The following is a 17,218-nucleotide window of genomic DNA, read 5'->3' as shown; positions in this document are numbered from 1 at the left end:
TGACTAAACTGGAGGCTGAATCCGGCGTCAACACCAGGAGGACAGTGTCAGTGAAGGTAATTGGAAAGCTCAAGCCTGCGGGCTGTGCCGTGATCGTGGCCGGCGCGGTGCTGGCCCTGGCGGCATGCTCCCCGGCCGATCCCGGCGCCAAGGCCTCGGGGACGGCCAGTGCTTCAGCTTCCGTCACTGAACAGGCATCCACCACTGCACCGGCCAGCCCGTCCGCGTCGCCCGGAACCACGGCAACTGTCGGTGCGCTCGTCTCCGGCTTCCCCGACAAGCTGCTGCCGGTCATGCCGGGCTCAAAGGTGGTTTCAAGCAGCTTCGACAAGACTTCGACTCCGGCCACCGCGGCGCTGGTGGGAAACATCACCTCTCCCGCGGCCTCCGTCGTCGCCTTTTATACGAAGGAGCTGGAAGCCCAGGGCTTCAAGGCAGTACCGGGAGAAAACGTGGGCGCCGTGGCGTCCAAGGACTTCCTCCGCGGTGACAACGAAACCGTCAACATAGCAGTGGTGGAGACCGGCGGGGTCTCGACGTTCACCATCGGGGCCAACTTCGCAGCCGAGTCCGCGAAGTGACGGTCGCCGAGCAGCTGCGGCTCGAGCAGACGGCCTTCGTGGCCGCCGTCGCCGGCAAGCTCAATGACTTCCTGGCCACCCGCCAATCCGTGATGTCCGCCATCTCCCAGGACATCGATCCGCTGATGGGCTCCATCTCCAACTTGGTCACCGGAGGCAAGAGGCTGCGGGCACTCATGTGCTACTGGGGCTGGCGCGGCGCCGGCGGAGAGGCAACGGCCACCGAGGTGGTCACTGCGGGATCAGCGTTGGAGCTTTTCCAGGCGGCGGCGCTGATTCACGATGACATCATTGACCGTTCGGACACCCGGCGCGGAGGCCCCAGCGTGCACCGCCGCTTCAGCCAACTCCACGAGACCCAGGGCTGGGCCCTGGACAGTGAACGCTTCGGCCATGCCGCGGCCATCCTGACAGGTGACCTGTGCCTCTCGTTCAGCGAGGAGACCTTCACGGATATAGGCGAGGCGGCGGCGTCGGGAAGCCAGGCGCGGCTGATCTTCAACCTGATGCGGGCGGAGGTGATGGCGGGCCAGTACCTGGACATCCTCGAAGAGGTCGCGGGGCCCATGCGCGACCGCGCCGGAGCGGTCAGCCGTGCCCAGTCCATCATCCGGTTCAAGTCGGCGAAATATTCCACCGAGCACCCGCTCGCCCTGGGCGGTGCGCTGGCGGGCGCTTCCGATGAACTGCTCCGCGGCTACTCCGCGTTCGCCCTGCCCCTCGGTGAAGCCTTCCAGCTCCGGGACGACGTACTTGGCGTCTTCGGTGACCCCGTCACCACTGGCAAGCCCGCGGGCGATGACCTTCGGGAGGGCAAGCGCACGGTCCTCGTGGCCTTCGCCCTCGACCAGGCGGCACCGGAGGAGTCCCGATTCCTTGACGCCAAGCTCGGAAGCCCGGACCTGTCGGACGCAGATGTAGAGGAAATCCGGCGCATCATTGTGGACTGCGGAGCACTCCAGGCCACAGAAGTGCTGATTGAGGAGTTCGGCCGGGCAGCGTTCACGGAACTCGACCTGCTGCCATTGGACGACCTGCCCAAGACGGCCCTCCGGAAGCTGGCCGAGGCCACCGTCAGCCGCGCTGCCTGAATTTCAGCCGCGCCGCCGTGAAGTCAGCGGCGCGGCCGTGGCCGTCGCCAAGTATTAGTTCTTACGAATCGGCAGGGGATCCTGGCAATCGCTACCAGGCGAGGGACTGTGCCCTGCGGCGGATCTCCGTCTTACGGCCTTCACGCAGCGCGTCGATGGGCCGGCCCCGCAGTGATTCGTCGGGAGTGAAAAGCCAGGTCACCAGTTCCTCATCGGAGTAACCGGCATCCGACAGGACCACGATTGTTCCCTTGAGGCTTTCCACCGGATGGCCGTCCTGCATAAAGTCAGCGGGCACCGACCTGATCCGACGGTCGCCAACCCTGAGGGCCACCAGCGCTTTTTCGTCCAGCAATCCATGGACCTTAGTGATGGAAACGTTCATCATTTCTGCAACGTCGGGCAGCGGCAGCCATTCGCCTACAAGGCTTTCTACAGTACTCACGGAACAAGATTGCCACGGAGGGCGCTATTGCGCCTAGTCAGGGCAAAGCGGGGCTGTGAACCCGTAAATCGACACTCCGAAAAAAGGCATATGGACAATGCCCCACATTTCTTGTGCTAATCGGCAATTCGTGAGAGATTCACATAGATCACATTTGCATCAACTCTAACTTTAGTAACACTAGTATCATTCGTAACACCGGCCTGACCGACAGCATTCGCCGCTGAGAAGAGGATCATTCCCATGACGACGCCCCGATCGCCAAAGCAGCACTCCAGGCCGAGCCTGCCTGTGATTGCGGCAACTACGGCCGCCCTCCCGGCAGTGGTCCTATCCTCGCTGGCAATTGCCCAGCCCGCAGCGGCTGAAGCCCGGCCGCGAACGGTCCCCGCTACCCTTGCTGCCGCCATGCAGGCCCAGGAAGCCGCGCTGAAGTCCGGCGTCATCCCTGCCGCATCGGTATCTACGTCAATTCCGAACTCCCTGCGGCCTGCCCAGCCTGCGGCGCCAGCCGAGTACACCATTGCCCGCGGCGACACCATCAGCAGCATCGCAGCCCGCTACGGCCTGGACACCTATGCAGTCCTGAAGCTGAACAACCTGCAGCCGAACACCATCATCTACCCGGGACAGAAGATCAAGCTGACCGGTTCGGTCATGCCCGCCTCCGCTCCCGCGGCCAAGCCGGCTGCCCCTGCGGCAGCAACCGCCAGCACCGGCGGCAGCGTGTACACCGTCAAATCCGGTGACACCCTGGGTGCCATCGCGGCACGGCACGGCGTTAAGCTCTCGGAGGTGTTGGGCTGGAACGGCCTGAACATGAGCTCCATCATCTACCCGGGACAGAAGATCAAGATTGGCAGCGGCCAGTCCGCCGCTCCCGCCCCCGCTGCCAGCCCCGCTCCGGCGCAGGCCGCGGCGCCGCTGGCCAGTTCGGGGTCGTACACGGTCAAGTCCGGCGACACGCTGTCCGCCATTGCGGCAAAGCACGGCGTGAAGCTCTCGGACATCCTGTCCGCAAACAAGCTGACGATGTCCAGCATGATCTACCCCGGTAACAAGCTGGTGATCCCCGGAGCCGCAATCCAGCCTGCTGCCAGCGTCACTCCGCTGGTGCCGAGTTCGTTCCTCGGGTTCACCTATCCCGCCGCTGTGGTCTCGTCCGCGAACCAGAACAAGGCCCTGCTCAACGCCTCACCTGTACCCAGCCGGGAGCAGATGAAGTCGATTGTCGCGGACACAGCGCGGCGGATGGGCGTGGATCCCTCGCTCGCCCTGGCGTTCGCATACCAGGAGTCCGGTTTCGACCAGCGCGCGGTCTCCCCCGCCAATGCCATCGGCACCATGCAGGTCATCCCGACATCGGGCGAATGGGCATCGGATCTCGTGGGCCGCAAGCTGAACCTGCTCGATCCGTATGACAACGCAACTGCGGGCGTGGCCATCATCCGCCAGCTGACCCGTACGAGCAAGGACCTGGACCACGCCATCGCCGGCTATTACCAAGGCCAGTACTCGGTCAGCAAATACGGTATGTACGAAGACACTAAGACCTACGTCGCTGCCATCAAGGCACACAAGAAGAACTTCAGCTAATTCCGTCCCGGCACGCTCACCAGGCGCGCGGGGTGGGTAACGATACGGGTCCGGATTGCATGTCGATTCGGGCCCGTTTCCGTGTAGCACTTAGGATCGTAGGGTGCAGGAAAAAGTGTCGGACTCCCTCGTTGGTACGCTGGTGGACAACCGTTACCGTGTCCAATCCCGGCTGGCCCGCGGCGGAATGTCCACCGTTTACCTGGCAACGGACCAGCGACTGGAGCGCGACGTCGCGCTCAAGGTCCTTCACCCGCACCTCGTCAACGACGGCAACTTCCTGGACAGGCTGGGCCGGGAAGCGAAAGCCGCCGCCAAGCTGTCCCACCCTCATGTCGTAGGCGTCCTGGACCAGGGCTCCGACGGAGCCACCGCCTACCTGGTCATGGAGTACATCAAGGGGCACACCCTCCGGGACCTGATCAAGGAGAAGGGTGCGCTGTCTCCGCGCCTTGCGCTGGCGCTGATCGATCCCGTGGTGGAAGGGCTGGGCGCTGCCCATGCAGCAGGCCTGATCCACCGGGACATCAAACCGGAAAACGTCCTCATCGCTGATGACGGACGCATCAAGGTGGGTGACTTCGGACTGGCCCGGGCGGTAACCACCTCTACGAGCACGGGTGCACTGATCGGTACGGTGGCCTACCTGTCACCGGAGCTGGTGCTGGGCAGGGCCGCGGACGCCCGCAGTGACATCTACTCGGTGGGCATCATGCTGTACGAAATGATCACCGGCAAGCAGCCGTTCGACGGCGAAGTCCCCATTCAGGTGGCCTATCAGCATGTGAATTCCTCGGTGGGAGCCCCCTCGGCCCACGTACCGGGACTGGCTGCCGAAGTGGACGAGCTGGTGCAGTGGTGCACGGCCAGGGACCCCGAGCAGCGCCCGGTGGACGGCAACGCCCTCCTGTCGGAGCTAAGGCACATCCGCACCAACCTCACCGACGCGGAACTGGATCTCCAGCCCCCCGCCGCCATTGCCGCCGCCGCCCATTCCCCCGGCGGGCTGCACCCGCCGGCACGCCCGCCCGCAGCCGCCCCTGCCGGGCCGCAATCCCCCGCGCGCCAGGATCAGACGGAGGTCCTTTCCGCCGGACAGCATCCCACGGAAATCATCTCCCGGCAGAGCAATCCCACCACGGTACTCTCGGCTGCGCAGCGGCGCCCCGGGCAGTTCGGTGCCCTGGCGGCCCCGGCCGAGCCGGACGCCGGCTTCGGGGACGACGAGGATGAAGGGCCGGGGACTGCTTCCCTCCTGAGCAAACGGGCCCAGCGCAAACACGACCGTGACGCCGCGAAGGCGGAATCGAAGGCAGCGTCAACACCGGTCCGGTCACTCCGAGAAGGCAACCCCCGCCGTCGCGGCCTCCTGTGGATCATCATCCTGGTGATCGCCGCGTTGCTGGCAACAGGCGCAGGATGGTTCTTCGGCATGGGTCCCGGCTCCCCCGGCACCATTCCCCGGGTGGCCAACAAGACCGTGGCGGAAGCCCAGCAGCTTCTCGGCACCGCCGGGTTCCAGTCCACCACGAAGGACGTTTTCGACGACGACATCCGGGCCGGGCTCGTGGTGGGCACCGAGCCTGAGGCGGGGCGGGAGATTCGCAAGTTCCAGCCGGTATCGCTGTTCGTATCCAAGGGTCCCCAGCTGTTTCCGCTGCCCGGATTGAGCGACAAATCCCTGGACGAGGCAAAGAACGAGCTCAACGGCGCCGAGATGGCTCTGGGCACCGTCACGGAGACGTTCAGCGAAACGGAACCGGCAGGTACCGTCCTCGCCCAGGATCCTGCTGCCGGCACCCCTGCCCGGCGTGGCACGCCTGTGAGCCTGACCGTCTCCAAGGGACCCGAGCCCATAGCGGTGCCGGACGTGCGCGGGCAGGAACAGGGTGCCGCGGTCAAGGCACTTGAGGCCGCCGGGCTGAAGGCGGTCATTTCGCCTGAAACGGTCAACGACAAGAAGGTCCCCAAGGGCGCCGTGGTGGACCAGGAACCGTCTTCCGGGACCCTGACGCGCGGCGAGTCCGTCACGCTCACTGTGTCCAAGGGCCCCAAGCTCGTGGATGTCCCCAGCTACATCGGCAAGCAGGCAAAAGAAGCCGAGCAAGCGCTGAAGAAACTCGGCTTCGAGGTCCGGGTCAACAACATCCTGGGCGGCTTCTTCGGAACAGTGCGGGACCAGGATCCCGTGAACACCCAGGTGCCCGAGGGTTCCGTGGTAACCCTCACCGTCGTCTAGCTCCGCCCACAGAAAAGCTCCGCCCACAGAAAAGCTCCGCCCACAGAAAAGCTCCGCACATAGAAAAGCTCCGCCCGGCTGGTCCAGCCGGGCGGAGCTTTTTGCGTCCGTCAGTGCGGAGCGTCAGCGCTTGGACAGCGCCCCTGCGACGAGGAAGGCCATCTCCAGGGACTGCATGTGGTTCAGGCGCGGATCGCAGACCGATTCGTAGCGGTCCAGGAAGGCCTCCTGGTCAACAGGGTCGGCGCCGCCCAGGCACTCCGCGACGTCGTCGCCCGTCATCTCGACGTGCAGGCCGCCCGGAACGGTGCCCAGCGAGTGGTGCACCTCGAAGAAGCCGCGCACCTCGTCGATGACGTCGTCGAAGTTGCGCGTTTTGTAGCCGTTGGGCGAGGTGACCGTGTTCCCGTGCATGGGATCGGTGACCCAGAGGACCTGCGCGCCGGAGGCCGTGACCTTTTCCACGATGGCGGGGAGCTTCTCGCGGATGTTGCCTGCGCCCATCCGGGTGATGAAGGTGAGCCGGCCCGGTTCGCGGTTCGGATCCAGCTTGTCGATGAGCCGCAGGGCGTCGTCGCCGGACGTCGAAGGACCGAGTTTGACGCCGATCGGGTTGCGGACGCGGGAGAGGAAGTCGACGTGGGCGTTGTCCAGTTCGCGGGTCCGTTCCCCGATCCAGAGGAAGTGCGCCGAGGTGTCGTAGGGAAGTCCCGTGCGGGAGTCGATGCGGGTCAGTGCGCGTTCGTAGTCAAGCAGCAGCGCCTCGTGGCTGGCGTAGAACTCCACGCGTTTGAGTGCCTCGAAGTCCGCACCGCAGGACGCCATGAACTGGATGGCACGGTCGATATCCCGCGCCAGCGACTCATAGCGCGCGTGCGCCGGGTTCTCGGTGAAGCCCTTGTTCCACTGGTGCACCAGGCGGAGGTCGGCGAAGCCGCCCTGGGTGAAGGCGCGGATGAGGTTCAGCGTGGAGGCGGACGTGTGATAGGCCTTCAGCATCCGGCCGGCGTCGTGGGCCCGGGATTCCGGGGTGAAGTCGTAGCCGTTGACGATGTCGCCGCGGTAGGCCGGGAGTGTGACGCCGTCGCGCGTTTCGTCGTTGGAGGAGCGCGGCTTCGCGAACTGTCCGGCCATGCGGCCCATTTTGATGACGGGCATGGCTGCACCGTAGGTGAGGACGACGGCCATCTGCAGGATGGTCTTGACCCGCGCGCTGATTTTGTCCGCGGTAGCCGCCTCGAAGGTTTCCGCGCAGTCCCCGCCTTGGAGCAGGAATGCCTTGCCTTGTGCAGCAGCGGCGAGCCTCTCACGCAGGATGTCCACTTCGCCGGCAAAGACGAGCGGCGGGAGGACCGAAAGTTCCTTCACGGAGGCGTCAAAGACCTCTTTGTTTTGCCAGCTGGGCTGCTGGGAGACCGGCAGTTCCCGCCAGTGGTCCAGTCCCGGATAGTTGGCGGCACCGCTCTGGGCAGTACTGGTCAGCAGGGAGGCAGGTTTTGCAGATAGCTCAGTCACACTACAAGACTAGTTCCCGGATCCGGGTTTCCGCACCGAAACCGTCATTCGTCCCAAACCGGCGTCACAGAACCGGCGTCACGCCTTCCCGGGCTCCACGGGACCGTTTCCCCCGGCGGAGTCGCCTGAGCCCTCAGTGGGTTTGCCCGCCAACCGCAGTTTGACCACGGCCGCGTACTCGTCCACATACTCCTGCCCGGACAGGCGCATGAGTTCGTACATGATTTCGTCCGTTACAGACCGCTGGATCAGGCGGTCTTCCTCCATCCCGTAATAGCGGCTGAAGTCCAGCGGCTCGCCGAAGATCATGCCGATGCGGCGAATGTTCGGCATCCTCTTCCCGATGGGCTGGACCTTGTCCGTTCCGATCATGGCAACGGGAATGACCGGAACTCTTGCCTGCAGGGCTAGCTTCGCTACTCCGACCTTTCCCCGGTAGAGCCGCGCGTCGGGACTCCTGGTCCCTTCGGGGTAAATGCCCAGGAGCGAGCCGTGCGTCAGCACGTCCATTCCGGCGTTGAGCGAAGCGGCCGAGGCCGCTCCACCGGAGCGGTCCATGGGCAGCTGGTTCGTCAGGCGGAAGAAGAGGGCCGTCAGCCTGCCTTTGAGGCCTTTGCCGGTGAAATACTCCGCTTTGGCAAGGAAAATGACGGGGCGCGGAACCATCAGGGGCATAAAGATGGAGTCGGAGAACGACAGATGGTTGGAGGCCAGGATGGCTGCGCCTTCGGCCGGAACGTTGTCGAGGCCCTTGACCCAGGGCCGGAACAGGAGCTTCAGCACCGGTCCCAGAACGAACGTCTTCATGAACCAATAAAACACGTGGCGTACCTCTCCGGAAGGCGTCTGACCGGCCCTGCGTCGGGTCCGGCCAGGACTTCAATGCAACCCTACTCTAGTGAGATTTGTGGCGAAGAGTGACACGATGGGCATATGAGAGAAAGCAGCAAACCGTCGATGCCTGCCGCTTTCAGTTATCCCGGCCATGGCAGGAATGCCAGGATTGGCATTGCCATTTGCCACGGTTTCACCGGGAGTCCCCTCAGCGTCATGCCATGGGCCCTGCACCTGGCTGAGCAGGGGTTTGCGGTCTCCGTCCCCCTCCTGCCCGGGCATGGAACTGACTGGCGCGAACTGGCCCGTTCCGGCTGGCGGGAGTGGGCCGAAGCGTTCGAGGCCGCCTACGTTGAGCTCGCGGACCGGACTGAGGCCTGCTACGTCGCCGGACTGTCGATGGGCGGGGCCGTCGCCCTGCGAACGGCGTCCCGCCATCCGGTTGCCGGTGTGGCCGTAGTCAACCCGGGGCTCAGCTTCTACGACCGCAGGGTACGGATCATCGGCATCCTCAAGTACTTCCAACCAACCACCCTGCCAATCGTGGAGGCCAACCCCACCGCGGCGACGACTGATGACGGCGACTACTCACGGACACCGCTCGCCGCCGTCCACCAGCTGAAGAAGCTGTTTGCCGCCGCCCGCCGGGTATTGCCCCGGGTAACCGCGCCGGTCCTGGTCTTCAAATCGGAGCACGACGACGTTGTGCCGCCATCGTCCCTTGCGATGATCAGGCGACGGCTCGGCTCAGCCGACCTCGACGTTGTGGCCCTGCCGAACAGCGGTCACGTGGCCACCCTGGACAACGATGCGCCGGTGATTTTCGAGACTTCGACCCGCTTTTTTCATGAGCACGCGCCGCACCACGTATCCTCGGAGACATCATGAGCATCGCCGCCGACCACAGCCCCTTTAGCAGCCCATATACCGGCGACGGCCCGTCGGTCGGCGTGGCCCTTTCCCACGGCTTCACGGGCAGTCCGCACGGGGTGCGGGCGTGGGCCCAATCCCTGGCCGACGCCGGTTTCGCCGTGCGGATGCCGCTCCTGCCGGGGCACGGCACCAGCTGGCAGGAACTGGCGCGGACCCGCTGGCAGGACTGGCATGCCGCCTACGATGCTGCGTACCTGGAGCTTGAGGCCGAATGCGACCATGTGTTCACGGCCGGTCTGTCCATGGGAGGGGCCCTCGCACTGCGCGTGGCCGCCCTGCGTCCCGTGGCGGGAACAATCGTGGTCAATCCGGGCCTGGTCATCGACGATCCGCGCGCCCCGCTCGCCGGCATCCTGAAGCTGGTCATGAAAAGCACGCCCGCCATTGCCAACGACATCCTGAAGCCGGACATGGACGAGGGCGCCTACCCGCGGACACCGGTGGCGGCGGCGCACGAGCTCAACAAGATGTTCAAGAACACTTTGCGGCTGCTGCCGCTGATCACCGCACCCGTGCGGGTGTTCCGCTCCACTGTGGACCATGTGGTCTCGGACTCCAGCATCGTGGCCCTGCGCCGAGGCCTCACGAACGCCCCGCTGGAGCTCAGCTCCTTGGAAAACAGCTACCACGTGGCCACCCTGGATAATGATGCCGACGAGATCTTCCGCGGGACTGCGGACTTCATCCGCACCGTGGTTCCGGGCGCACTGGTTCCGGGACACATGGACGCTTCCCCCGCTAGCCCTGAAGGACACGGCTGATGACCAGATCCGACTCGAACTCCTCAGACCAGAGCGCCAACCAGGACGACGCCGTATGGCTGGATCTGGTCTCACGGCTCGAGGGCCGCGACCCTGAGGCTCCGGCGGCGGAAGGTAGCGCGCCGTCCAGCAACGCCCCGTCCAAACGGCCGTTCCGCGACTTCGATCCGCTGGGGCTGTCCGGTGCCGCTCCGACCGAGCCTTCAGCGTCGGAACGGCAGGCTGCCGCCCGGCAGCCGCTCCCCCAAGCGGACCACGCGGAAGCCGGCACCGGGCCGCGCGACTACGAAGCGGACGACGGCGATGACGGGTTTGTTCCCGAGGAACCGCCGAGCCTGGCCGGCACCGATCCGCTGACCGTGCTGGCCTGGTTGGGTGCCGTGGGCGGACCGGTCGCCCTGGTGCTCGCTGCCATGTTCTGGCGGTCCGCGCCACTGATGGCCATTTTGGGCATTGTTGCAGCATTCGTCGTGTCAGTGATCTACCTGATCATGCAGCTGCCGCAGGAAAAAGACGATCACGACGACGGCGCCAGGGTCTAGCCGTGCATCCGGCTGCTGACCCGGGACAGGTCCGCGGCACCGATCAGTCCGGCGTTTGGCCCCAGGGCCGCCAGCGCCATCTCTGCTGCGGGCCGGAAGCCGCGCCCGGTCAGGTTTCGGGCAAAGGCCTTCCGTGCAGGGGCCACCAGCAGTTCGCCGGCATCGCAGAGCCCTCCGCCGATCACGAATTTTCCGGGATCCAGCGCGGCCGCGAGGTTGGCGAGGCCGAGCCCCAGCCATTCCCCGACGTCTTCCAGCAATTCCCGCGACGTGGGGTCCCCTGCCTTCGCCAGTTCCGTCACGATGGCCCCGGTGATCCGGTCCACCTGCCCGTCCACGGCTTTCAGGAGTTCCTGCGCCACGGGGGAATTGGCAGCAGCAAGTTCACGGGCCTCGCGGCCCAGGGCGTTTCCGGACGCATACTGTTCCCAGCAGCCGCGGTTTCCGCATTCGCACCGGTGCCCGCCCGGCATGATGATCTGGTGGCCGAACTCGCCCGCGACTCCAAACCGTCCGCGTTCCACCCTGCCGTCCATCACCATGGCACCGCCGATCCCCGTCCCGAGGGTGATGCAGACGAGCCTGTTCTGTCCTTGCCCCGCGCCGAAGCGCCATTCCGCCCAAGCGGCGGCATCGGCGTCGTTGGTCAGCAGGACCGGCCGGCGCAGCAGTCGCTGGAGGTTTTCACGCAGTGGTTCGTTGCGCCAGGCGAGGTGCGGGCTGAAAAGCACCGTTCCGCCGTCGAGGTCCATCCAGCCTGCCGCGCCGATGCCTACTGACCAGATGCGGTGGCCGCTGCCCAGCTCCTCCACAAGCTCAACGATCACCTGTTCCACGGCGCGGGGATCGTTCCCGGGCGTGGAACGCCTGGCCTGGCTGAGGATCCTGCCGTCGGCATCCACCACACCGGCAGCCACCTTGGTTCCCCCGATATCCACCCCGATCGCCAGTCCTTTGCGACCCAGCCGGAGGTGCTCGCGGAAACTCTGGTTCGCGGACATAGCATCCTGCATGGCAGGCTTCCTGCGCCGCCATGGGGCCGTCCGTCGGTAGGGTCTGGGCAGGTCGCCGGGCGAAGGAGTGTGCATGGTTCCCCATTCTATTGCGCGGCCCGGACTGGCGGGATTCCAGCCCTTAACCGTAAAGTTACTCGCCAGTAGGTGAATCAGGACACACCTCCGCAGCGGGCGTACTAGTGTTAGCAGTACCCCCTGCGGGTCTATGGATAACAAAGGAGCTATCGTGCGCGAATTCAGTGTTCCGCCCTTGGTAAACGTACCCCCGGAAACCAACATCACCGATCTGGTGCTGCGGCAAGCCGCCAAGGCTTCGAACCCGTCCCTGTATTCGCGGCTCGATGCCGCGGGGCAATGGCAGGATATCTCCGCCACGGACTTCCTCGCGGACGTGCGCGTCCTGGCCAAGGGCCTCATGGCCAGCGGAGTCTCAGCCGGCGACCGGGTCGGCATCATGTCCCGCACACGGTACGAGTGGGCACTGGTCGATTTCGCGATCTGGTTCGCCGGCGGCATCTCGGTTCCCATCTATGAGACGTCCTCACCCAGCCAGGTCGCCTGGAACCTGGGTGACTCGGGCGCAGTCGCCGCCTTTGGTGAGGCAGCGCACCACGAGGACATCATCCGGCAGGCCGCCACGTCCGAAGGACTCACCGCCCTTGCCCACGTCTGGCAGCTTGAGGGCGCGGGGCTGGAGGAACTCCGTGCCGCCGGCACAGCGATCAGTGACGAGGACCTGGAGGCACGCAGGAGCCTGGCTTCGCTTTCAGACGTGGCCACGATCATCTACACCTCGGGCACCACGGGCAGGCCCAAGGGCTGTGAACTGACGCACGGCAACTTCGTGGAGCTTTCCGAGAACGCCCTGGCCACCTCGCTCTCCGGAATCGTCCATGAGCAAGCCCGCACTATCATGTTCCTGCCGCTGGCCCACGTGTTCGCGCGCTTCATTTCGGTGCTGGCAGTGGCTGCCGGTGTCACCGTGGCCCACACCCCTGATATCAAGCACCTCCTGCCGGACCTGCAGAGCTACAAGCCCACGTTCATCCTTGCGGTGCCGCGCGTCTTCGAAAAGGTCTACAACTCCGCGCTGACCAAGGCCGAGGACGGCGGCAAGGGAGCGATCTTCCACAAGGCAGCCGATACCGCGATCGCGTACTCGCGTGCCCGCCAGTCTGGGTCTGTGGGCCTGGGCCTCAAACTACGGCACGCACTCTTCGACAAGCTCGTCTACAGCAAGCTCCGTGCGGCCATGGGCGGGGAGGTGGCCCACGCCGTGTCCGGCGGCGGCCCGCTGGGCGAACGCCTGGGGCACTTCTTCCAGGGCATCGGCATGCAAATCCTCGAAGGCTACGGCCTGACCGAAACCACGGCCCCGATCACGGTGAACACTCCCCAGCTGATCAGGATCGGAACGGTGGGCGCTCCCCTGCCCGGCAACGCCGTGAAAATAGCCGACGACGGCGAGATCCTCACCAAGGGCGTCTGCGTGATGCGCGGCTACTACAAACGTGACGACCTCGCGGCCGACACCTTCGTGGACGGCTGGTTCCGCACCGGCGACGTCGGGCAGATGGACAGCGACGGCTTCCTGACCATCACCGGCCGCAAGAAGGAAATCATCGTGACGGCCAGCGGCAAGAACGTGGTGCCCGCCCTGCTCGAAGACCAGATCCGGGCCGACGCGCTCGTCTCGCAGGTCCTCGTTGTGGGAGACAACAGGCCGTTCATCGGCGCCTTGGTCACGCTGGACGAGGAAGCCCTGCCGGGGTGGCTGCAGCGTCACGGGCTGCCTGCCACCACCACCCTGGCGGAAGCTGCCGACCATCCAGTGGTCAAGGCCGCCGTCCAGGACCTGATCACGCACGCCAACCAGTCCGTGTCCCAGGCCGAGGCCATCAAGTCGTTCCGGATCGTTCCCTCCGACTTCACCGAGGCATCCGGCCACCTCACCCCGTCAATGAAGGTCAAGCGGGCCCAGGTGATGAAGGACTTCGACTCCGTCATCGGGGACATGTACGCTGCACCGCGCCCGGCACGTACCGAGCCGTCCGGACAGCACTAACACCAGCACCAGCCATAAAGCACGGTTCGGCGGTTGCCGGACCGTGCTTAATCGGAAGGGCCTCCCGGCGACTGCCGGGAGGCCCTTCCGCTGTGCCTACTTGTACTGTGCCTACTCGACCACGAGCAGCAGGTCTCCGCCTTGGACCTGTTCCACCGCGGAAACAGCCAGCCGGGACACCGTGCCGGCTGCCGGCGTCGTGATCGAGGCCTCCATCTTCATGGCCTCGATGGTGGCCACCGTGTCACCGGCGTTGACCGCGTCGCCCACCTTGACCGTTAGGGTCACGGCGCCGGCGAACGGTGCGGCGACCTGGCCCGGCTGGGACGGGTCTGCCTTTTCCGCGGCCTTGACGTTGCTGACGACGGAGCGGTCGCGGACCACAACCGGCCGGGACTGCCCGTTGAGCGTGCACATCACGGTGCGCATGCCCTTCTCGTCGGGCTCCGAAACGGCTTCGAGGGAGGCGATCAGGCGAACGCCCTTCTCGAGTTCGATCTCGTGTTCGGCTCCGCGCTGGAGTCCGAAGAGGTAGTCGCGGGTGTCCAGGACGGAGAGGTTGCCGTAGGTCTCCACGCTCTTGAGGTAATCCTTGGTGGGACCCTCGAAGAGCAGCCGGTTGAGGGTTTGCTGACGGGTCTTGGAATCACCCTTCAGGGCGGCACTGTCCTCGGCGCTCAGCTCGGCATCGCGCACCTTGATGCTGCGGCCCTGGAGGGCCTTGGTGCGGAACGGCTCGGGCCAGCCTCCGGGAGGATCGCCGAGCTCGCCGGACAGGAAGCCGATGACGGAGTCCGGGATGTCGTAGCTTTGCGGGTTCTCGTTGAAGTCGGCCGGATCGGCGTTGAGGCCCACCAGGTGCAGGGCGAGGTCGCCCACCACCTTGGAGGACGGCGTGACCTTGACGAGCCGGCCAAGGATGCGGTCGGCCGCCGTGTACATGTCCTCGATGGCCTCGAAGCGTTCGCCGAGGCCGAGGGCCATGGCCTGCTGCCGCAGGTTGGAGAGCTGGCCGCCGGGGATCTCGTGCTGGTAGACGCGGCCGGTGGGACCCGGAAGGCCCGACTCGAACGGGGCGTAGACGCGCCGCACGGCTTCCCAGTACGGTTCCAGCGAGCTGACCTCTGCCAGGCCCAGGCCTGTATCGCGCGGGGTGTGGGCCAGGGCTGCGACCAGGGCGGAAGCGGAGGGCTGGCTGGTGGTGCCGGCCAGGGACGCCGAGGCGACGTCCACCGCGTCCACTCCTGCGTCCACGGCCGCCAGGAGCGTGGCCAGCTGGCCGCCTGCCGTGTCGTGGGTGTGCAGGTGGACCGGAAGGTCGAAGCGCTCACGCAAGGCCGCCACGAGCTTGGCAGCGGCCGCGGGGCGCAGCAGGCCCGCCATGTCCTTGATTGCCAGGATGTGGGCGCCCGCGTCGACGATCTTCTGCGCCAGCTCCAGGTAGTAGTCCAGCGTGTACAGGTTTTCGTTGGGATCCAGCATGTCGCCGGTGTAGCAGAGGGCGACTTCAGCGACCGCCGTGCCTGTGGCCCGGACGGCCCGGATAGCCGGAGCCATCTGGTTGACGTCGTTGAGGGCGTCGAAGATCCGGAAGATGTCGATGCCGGTGGCTGCGGCCTCGTTCACGAAGGCCTCGGTGACTTCCTCCGGGTACGGGGTGTAGCCGACGGTGTTCCGGCCGCGGAGGAGCATCTGCAGGCAGATATTGGGCAGCGCCTTCCGAAGGGCAGCGAGCCGGTCCCAGGGGTCTTCGCCGAGGAACCGCAGGGCGACGTCGTACGTGGCACCGCCCCAGGCCTCCACTGAGAGCAGCTCGGGAAGCAGGCTGGACACGGCGGGGCCGGCTGCCACGAGGTCACGCGTACGGACCCGGGTGGCCAGCAGCGACTGGTGGGCATCGCGGAACGTGGTGTCGGTGACAGCCACGGCGTTCTGTTCGCGGAGGGCCTTCGCAAAGCCCTCCGGACCCAGTTCGAGCAGCCGCTGGCGCGAACCATTGGTAGCGGGAGCGTCCCCGACTGCGGGCAGTTTCGATGCGGGGTTGGAGTGGACCGTGAGTTCGCCGTTGGGCTTGTTGACGGTGACCTCCGCTAGCCAGGTCAGCAGCTTAGTGCCGCGGTCCGCGGAGACGCGGGCCTTGAGCAGCTCGGGGCGCTGGTCAATGAAGTTCGTCGCCACATCGCCCGCGACGAAGTCCTGGTCGTCCAGGACGGCCTGGAGGAAGGAGATGTTGGTGGACACACCGCGGATGCGGAATTCCGCCAGGGCGCGCCGGGCCCGCGCCACGGCTGCGGGGTAGTTGCGGCCGCGGCAGGTCAGCTTGACCAGCATCGAGTCGAAGTGCGGGCTGATTTCGGCACCCGAGTACACGGTGCCGCCGTCGAGCCTTACACCGGCGCCGCCGGCAGAGCGGTAGCCGGTGATCTTTCCGACGTCGGGCCGGAAGCCGTTGGCCGGGTCCTCGGTGGTGATGCGGCACTGCAGTGCTGCGCCCTTGAGCTGGACGGTCTCCTGGGAGAGCCCGAGGTCCGCGAGCGTCTCGCCCGAAGCGATGCGCAGCTGCGCCTGGACCAGGTCCACGTCCGTGACTTCCTCGGTGACGGTGTGTTCCACCTGGATGCGCGGGTTCATCTCGATGAACACGTGCTGGCCGGCGCGTTCCCCGACGGTGTCCACGAGGAATTCCACGGTACCGGCGTTGACGTAGTTGAGCGCCTTGGCGAACTTCACGGCATCGCGGTAGAGCGCCTGGCGGATGCCTTCGTCCAGGTTGGGTGCGGGCGCAATCTCGATCACCTTCTGGTGGCGCCGCTGAATGGAACAGTCGCGCTCGAAGAGGTGCATAACGTTGCCCTCGGCATCGGCCAGGATCTGGACCTCGATATGGCGGGGGCGCAGGACAGCCTGCTCCAGGAACATGGTGGGGTCGCCGAATGCGGCGTCGGCTTCGCGCATGGCTGCCTGCAGTGCTTCGGGCAGCGCTTCCCGGGTATCCACGCGACGCATGCCGCGGCCACCGCCGCCGGCGACGGCCTTGGCGAAGATGGGGAAGCCGATTTCGTCCGCGGCGGCAATCAGCTCATCCAGGTCCTTCGAGGGCTGGCTGGACTTCAGGACGGGCACGCCGGCAGCGCGTGCGGCCTCAAGCGCGGCGACCTTGTTGCCGGCCAGCTCCAGGACCTCGGCCGGCGGCCCGACGAACGTAATACCTGCTTCTTTCGCGGCGCGGGCAAGGCGCGGGTTCTCGGAGAGGAAACCGTAACCGGGGTAGATTGCATCGGCGCCGGATTCCTTGGCCACACGGACCACTTCATCCACGTCAAGGTAGGCCCGGACGGGGTGGCCCTCTTCGCCGATCAGATATGCTTCGTCAGCCTTCTGGCGGTGGATCGAGTTACGGTCCTCGTTGGGGAACACAGCTACAGTCTTGGCGCCCAGCTCGTAGCCGGCACGGAAGGCGCGGATCGCGATTTCGCCGCGGTTAGCCACCAGAATTTTGGAAAACATGCTTCTCCTGCATCATTGCGGGTGTACTCGGTAAGTGGTCACAGTGTGTAAGACGGGCGCGTGGAAACACAAATCATTGTGTCGACCATCACA

General features: G+C 65.7%; 13 protein-coding genes. 8 read left to right on the top strand and 5 right to left on the bottom strand.

Annotation, left to right across the window (positions count from 1 at the left end):
• Nucleotides 1–50: 50 nt before the first annotated feature.
• Together J2805_RS21625 and J2805_RS21620 are read left to right on the top strand one after the other, a co-directional pair.
• Nucleotides 51–581: a hypothetical protein gene (locus J2805_RS21625; RefSeq protein ID WP_309979982.1), complete on the top strand. Its 531-nt coding sequence runs from the start codon at nt 51–53 to the stop codon at nt 579–581.
• The gene (locus J2805_RS21620) at nt 578–1,672 is read left to right on the top strand and encodes a polyprenyl synthetase family protein (RefSeq protein ID WP_309979980.1); all 1,095 of its coding nucleotides are present in this window, start codon (nt 578–580) and stop codon (nt 1,670–1,672) included. Before J2805_RS21625 ends, J2805_RS21620 begins: the two co-directional genes overlap by 4 nt.
• A gap of 91 nt (nt 1,673–1,763) precedes the next feature.
• On the opposite strand, the gene J2805_RS21615 is transcribed toward J2805_RS21620, so the two are convergent.
• Nucleotides 1,764–2,117, bottom strand: a complete 354-nt coding sequence (locus J2805_RS21615; protein ID WP_309979978.1) for an Rv2175c family DNA-binding protein — start codon at nt 2,115–2,117, stop codon at nt 1,764–1,766.
• A gap of 243 nt (nt 2,118–2,360) precedes the next feature.
• Here J2805_RS21615 and J2805_RS21610 point away from each other — a divergent pair, with 243 nt between their 5' ends.
• Nucleotides 2,361–3,713: a LysM peptidoglycan-binding domain-containing protein gene (locus J2805_RS21610; RefSeq protein ID WP_309979976.1), complete on the top strand. Its 1,353-nt coding sequence runs from the start codon at nt 2,361–2,363 to the stop codon at nt 3,711–3,713.
• A 103-nt stretch (nt 3,714–3,816) separates the two neighbouring features.
• Complete coding sequence (locus J2805_RS21605; protein ID WP_309979974.1) at nt 3,817–5,952, top strand: Stk1 family PASTA domain-containing Ser/Thr kinase; 2,136 nt, start codon at nt 3,817–3,819, stop codon at nt 5,950–5,952.
• Between the two features lie 123 nt (nt 5,953–6,075).
• Here J2805_RS21605 and J2805_RS21600 read toward each other — a convergent pair whose 3' ends face one another.
• Together J2805_RS21600 and J2805_RS21595 are read right to left on the bottom strand one after the other, a co-directional pair.
• The gene (locus tag J2805_RS21600) at nt 6,076–7,467 is read right to left on the bottom strand and encodes a class II 3-deoxy-7-phosphoheptulonate synthase (protein ID WP_309979972.1); all 1,392 of its coding nucleotides are present in this window, start codon (nt 7,465–7,467) and stop codon (nt 6,076–6,078) included.
• A gap of 78 nt (nt 7,468–7,545) precedes the next feature.
• Nucleotides 7,546–8,289, bottom strand: coding sequence for a lysophospholipid acyltransferase family protein (locus J2805_RS21595; protein WP_309979970.1), 744 nt, complete (start codon nt 8,287–8,289; stop codon nt 7,546–7,548).
• A gap of 111 nt (nt 8,290–8,400) precedes the next feature.
• On the opposite strand from J2805_RS21595, the gene J2805_RS21590 reads away from it, so the two are divergent.
• The 3 genes from J2805_RS21590 to J2805_RS21580 are packed head-to-tail and all read left to right on the top strand — an operon-like array spanning nt 8,401 to nt 10,537.
• On the top strand, nt 8,401–9,189 hold the full coding sequence (locus J2805_RS21590; protein ID WP_309979968.1) for an alpha/beta hydrolase: 789 nt from the start codon (nt 8,401–8,403) through the stop codon (nt 9,187–9,189).
• Nucleotides 9,186–9,995: an alpha/beta hydrolase gene (locus J2805_RS21585; protein ID WP_309979965.1), complete on the top strand. Its 810-nt coding sequence runs from the start codon at nt 9,186–9,188 to the stop codon at nt 9,993–9,995. The genes J2805_RS21590 and J2805_RS21585 overlap by 4 nt, the downstream gene beginning before the upstream one ends.
• Nucleotides 9,995–10,537, top strand: a complete 543-nt coding sequence (locus J2805_RS21580) for a hypothetical protein (RefSeq protein WP_309979964.1) — start codon at nt 9,995–9,997, stop codon at nt 10,535–10,537. The genes J2805_RS21585 and J2805_RS21580 overlap by 1 nt, the downstream gene beginning before the upstream one ends.
• On the opposite strand, the gene J2805_RS21575 is transcribed toward J2805_RS21580, so the two are convergent.
• Nucleotides 10,534–11,550, bottom strand: a complete 1,017-nt coding sequence (locus J2805_RS21575; protein ID WP_309979961.1) for an ROK family glucokinase — start codon at nt 11,548–11,550, stop codon at nt 10,534–10,536. The genes J2805_RS21580 and J2805_RS21575 overlap by 4 nt on opposite strands.
• A 229-nt stretch (nt 11,551–11,779) precedes the next feature.
• On the opposite strand from J2805_RS21575, the gene J2805_RS21570 reads away from it, so the two are divergent.
• Nucleotides 11,780–13,618: an AMP-dependent synthetase/ligase gene (locus J2805_RS21570; RefSeq protein WP_309979959.1), complete on the top strand. Its 1,839-nt coding sequence runs from the start codon at nt 11,780–11,782 to the stop codon at nt 13,616–13,618.
• Between the two features lie 111 nt (nt 13,619–13,729).
• On the opposite strand, the gene J2805_RS21565 is transcribed toward J2805_RS21570, so the two are convergent.
• Nucleotides 13,730–17,125, bottom strand: a complete 3,396-nt coding sequence (locus J2805_RS21565; RefSeq protein ID WP_309979958.1) for a pyruvate carboxylase — start codon at nt 17,123–17,125, stop codon at nt 13,730–13,732.
• Between the last annotated feature and the right edge of the window lie 93 nt (nt 17,126–17,218).

The sequence above is a fragment of the Arthrobacter oryzae genome (assembly GCF_031454875.1).
Taxonomy (GTDB): domain Bacteria; phylum Actinomycetota; class Actinomycetes; order Actinomycetales; family Micrococcaceae; genus Arthrobacter; species Arthrobacter oryzae_D.
Note: the sequence above shows the minus strand (reverse complement) of the source record. Positions and strands in the feature narration are given on the sequence as shown.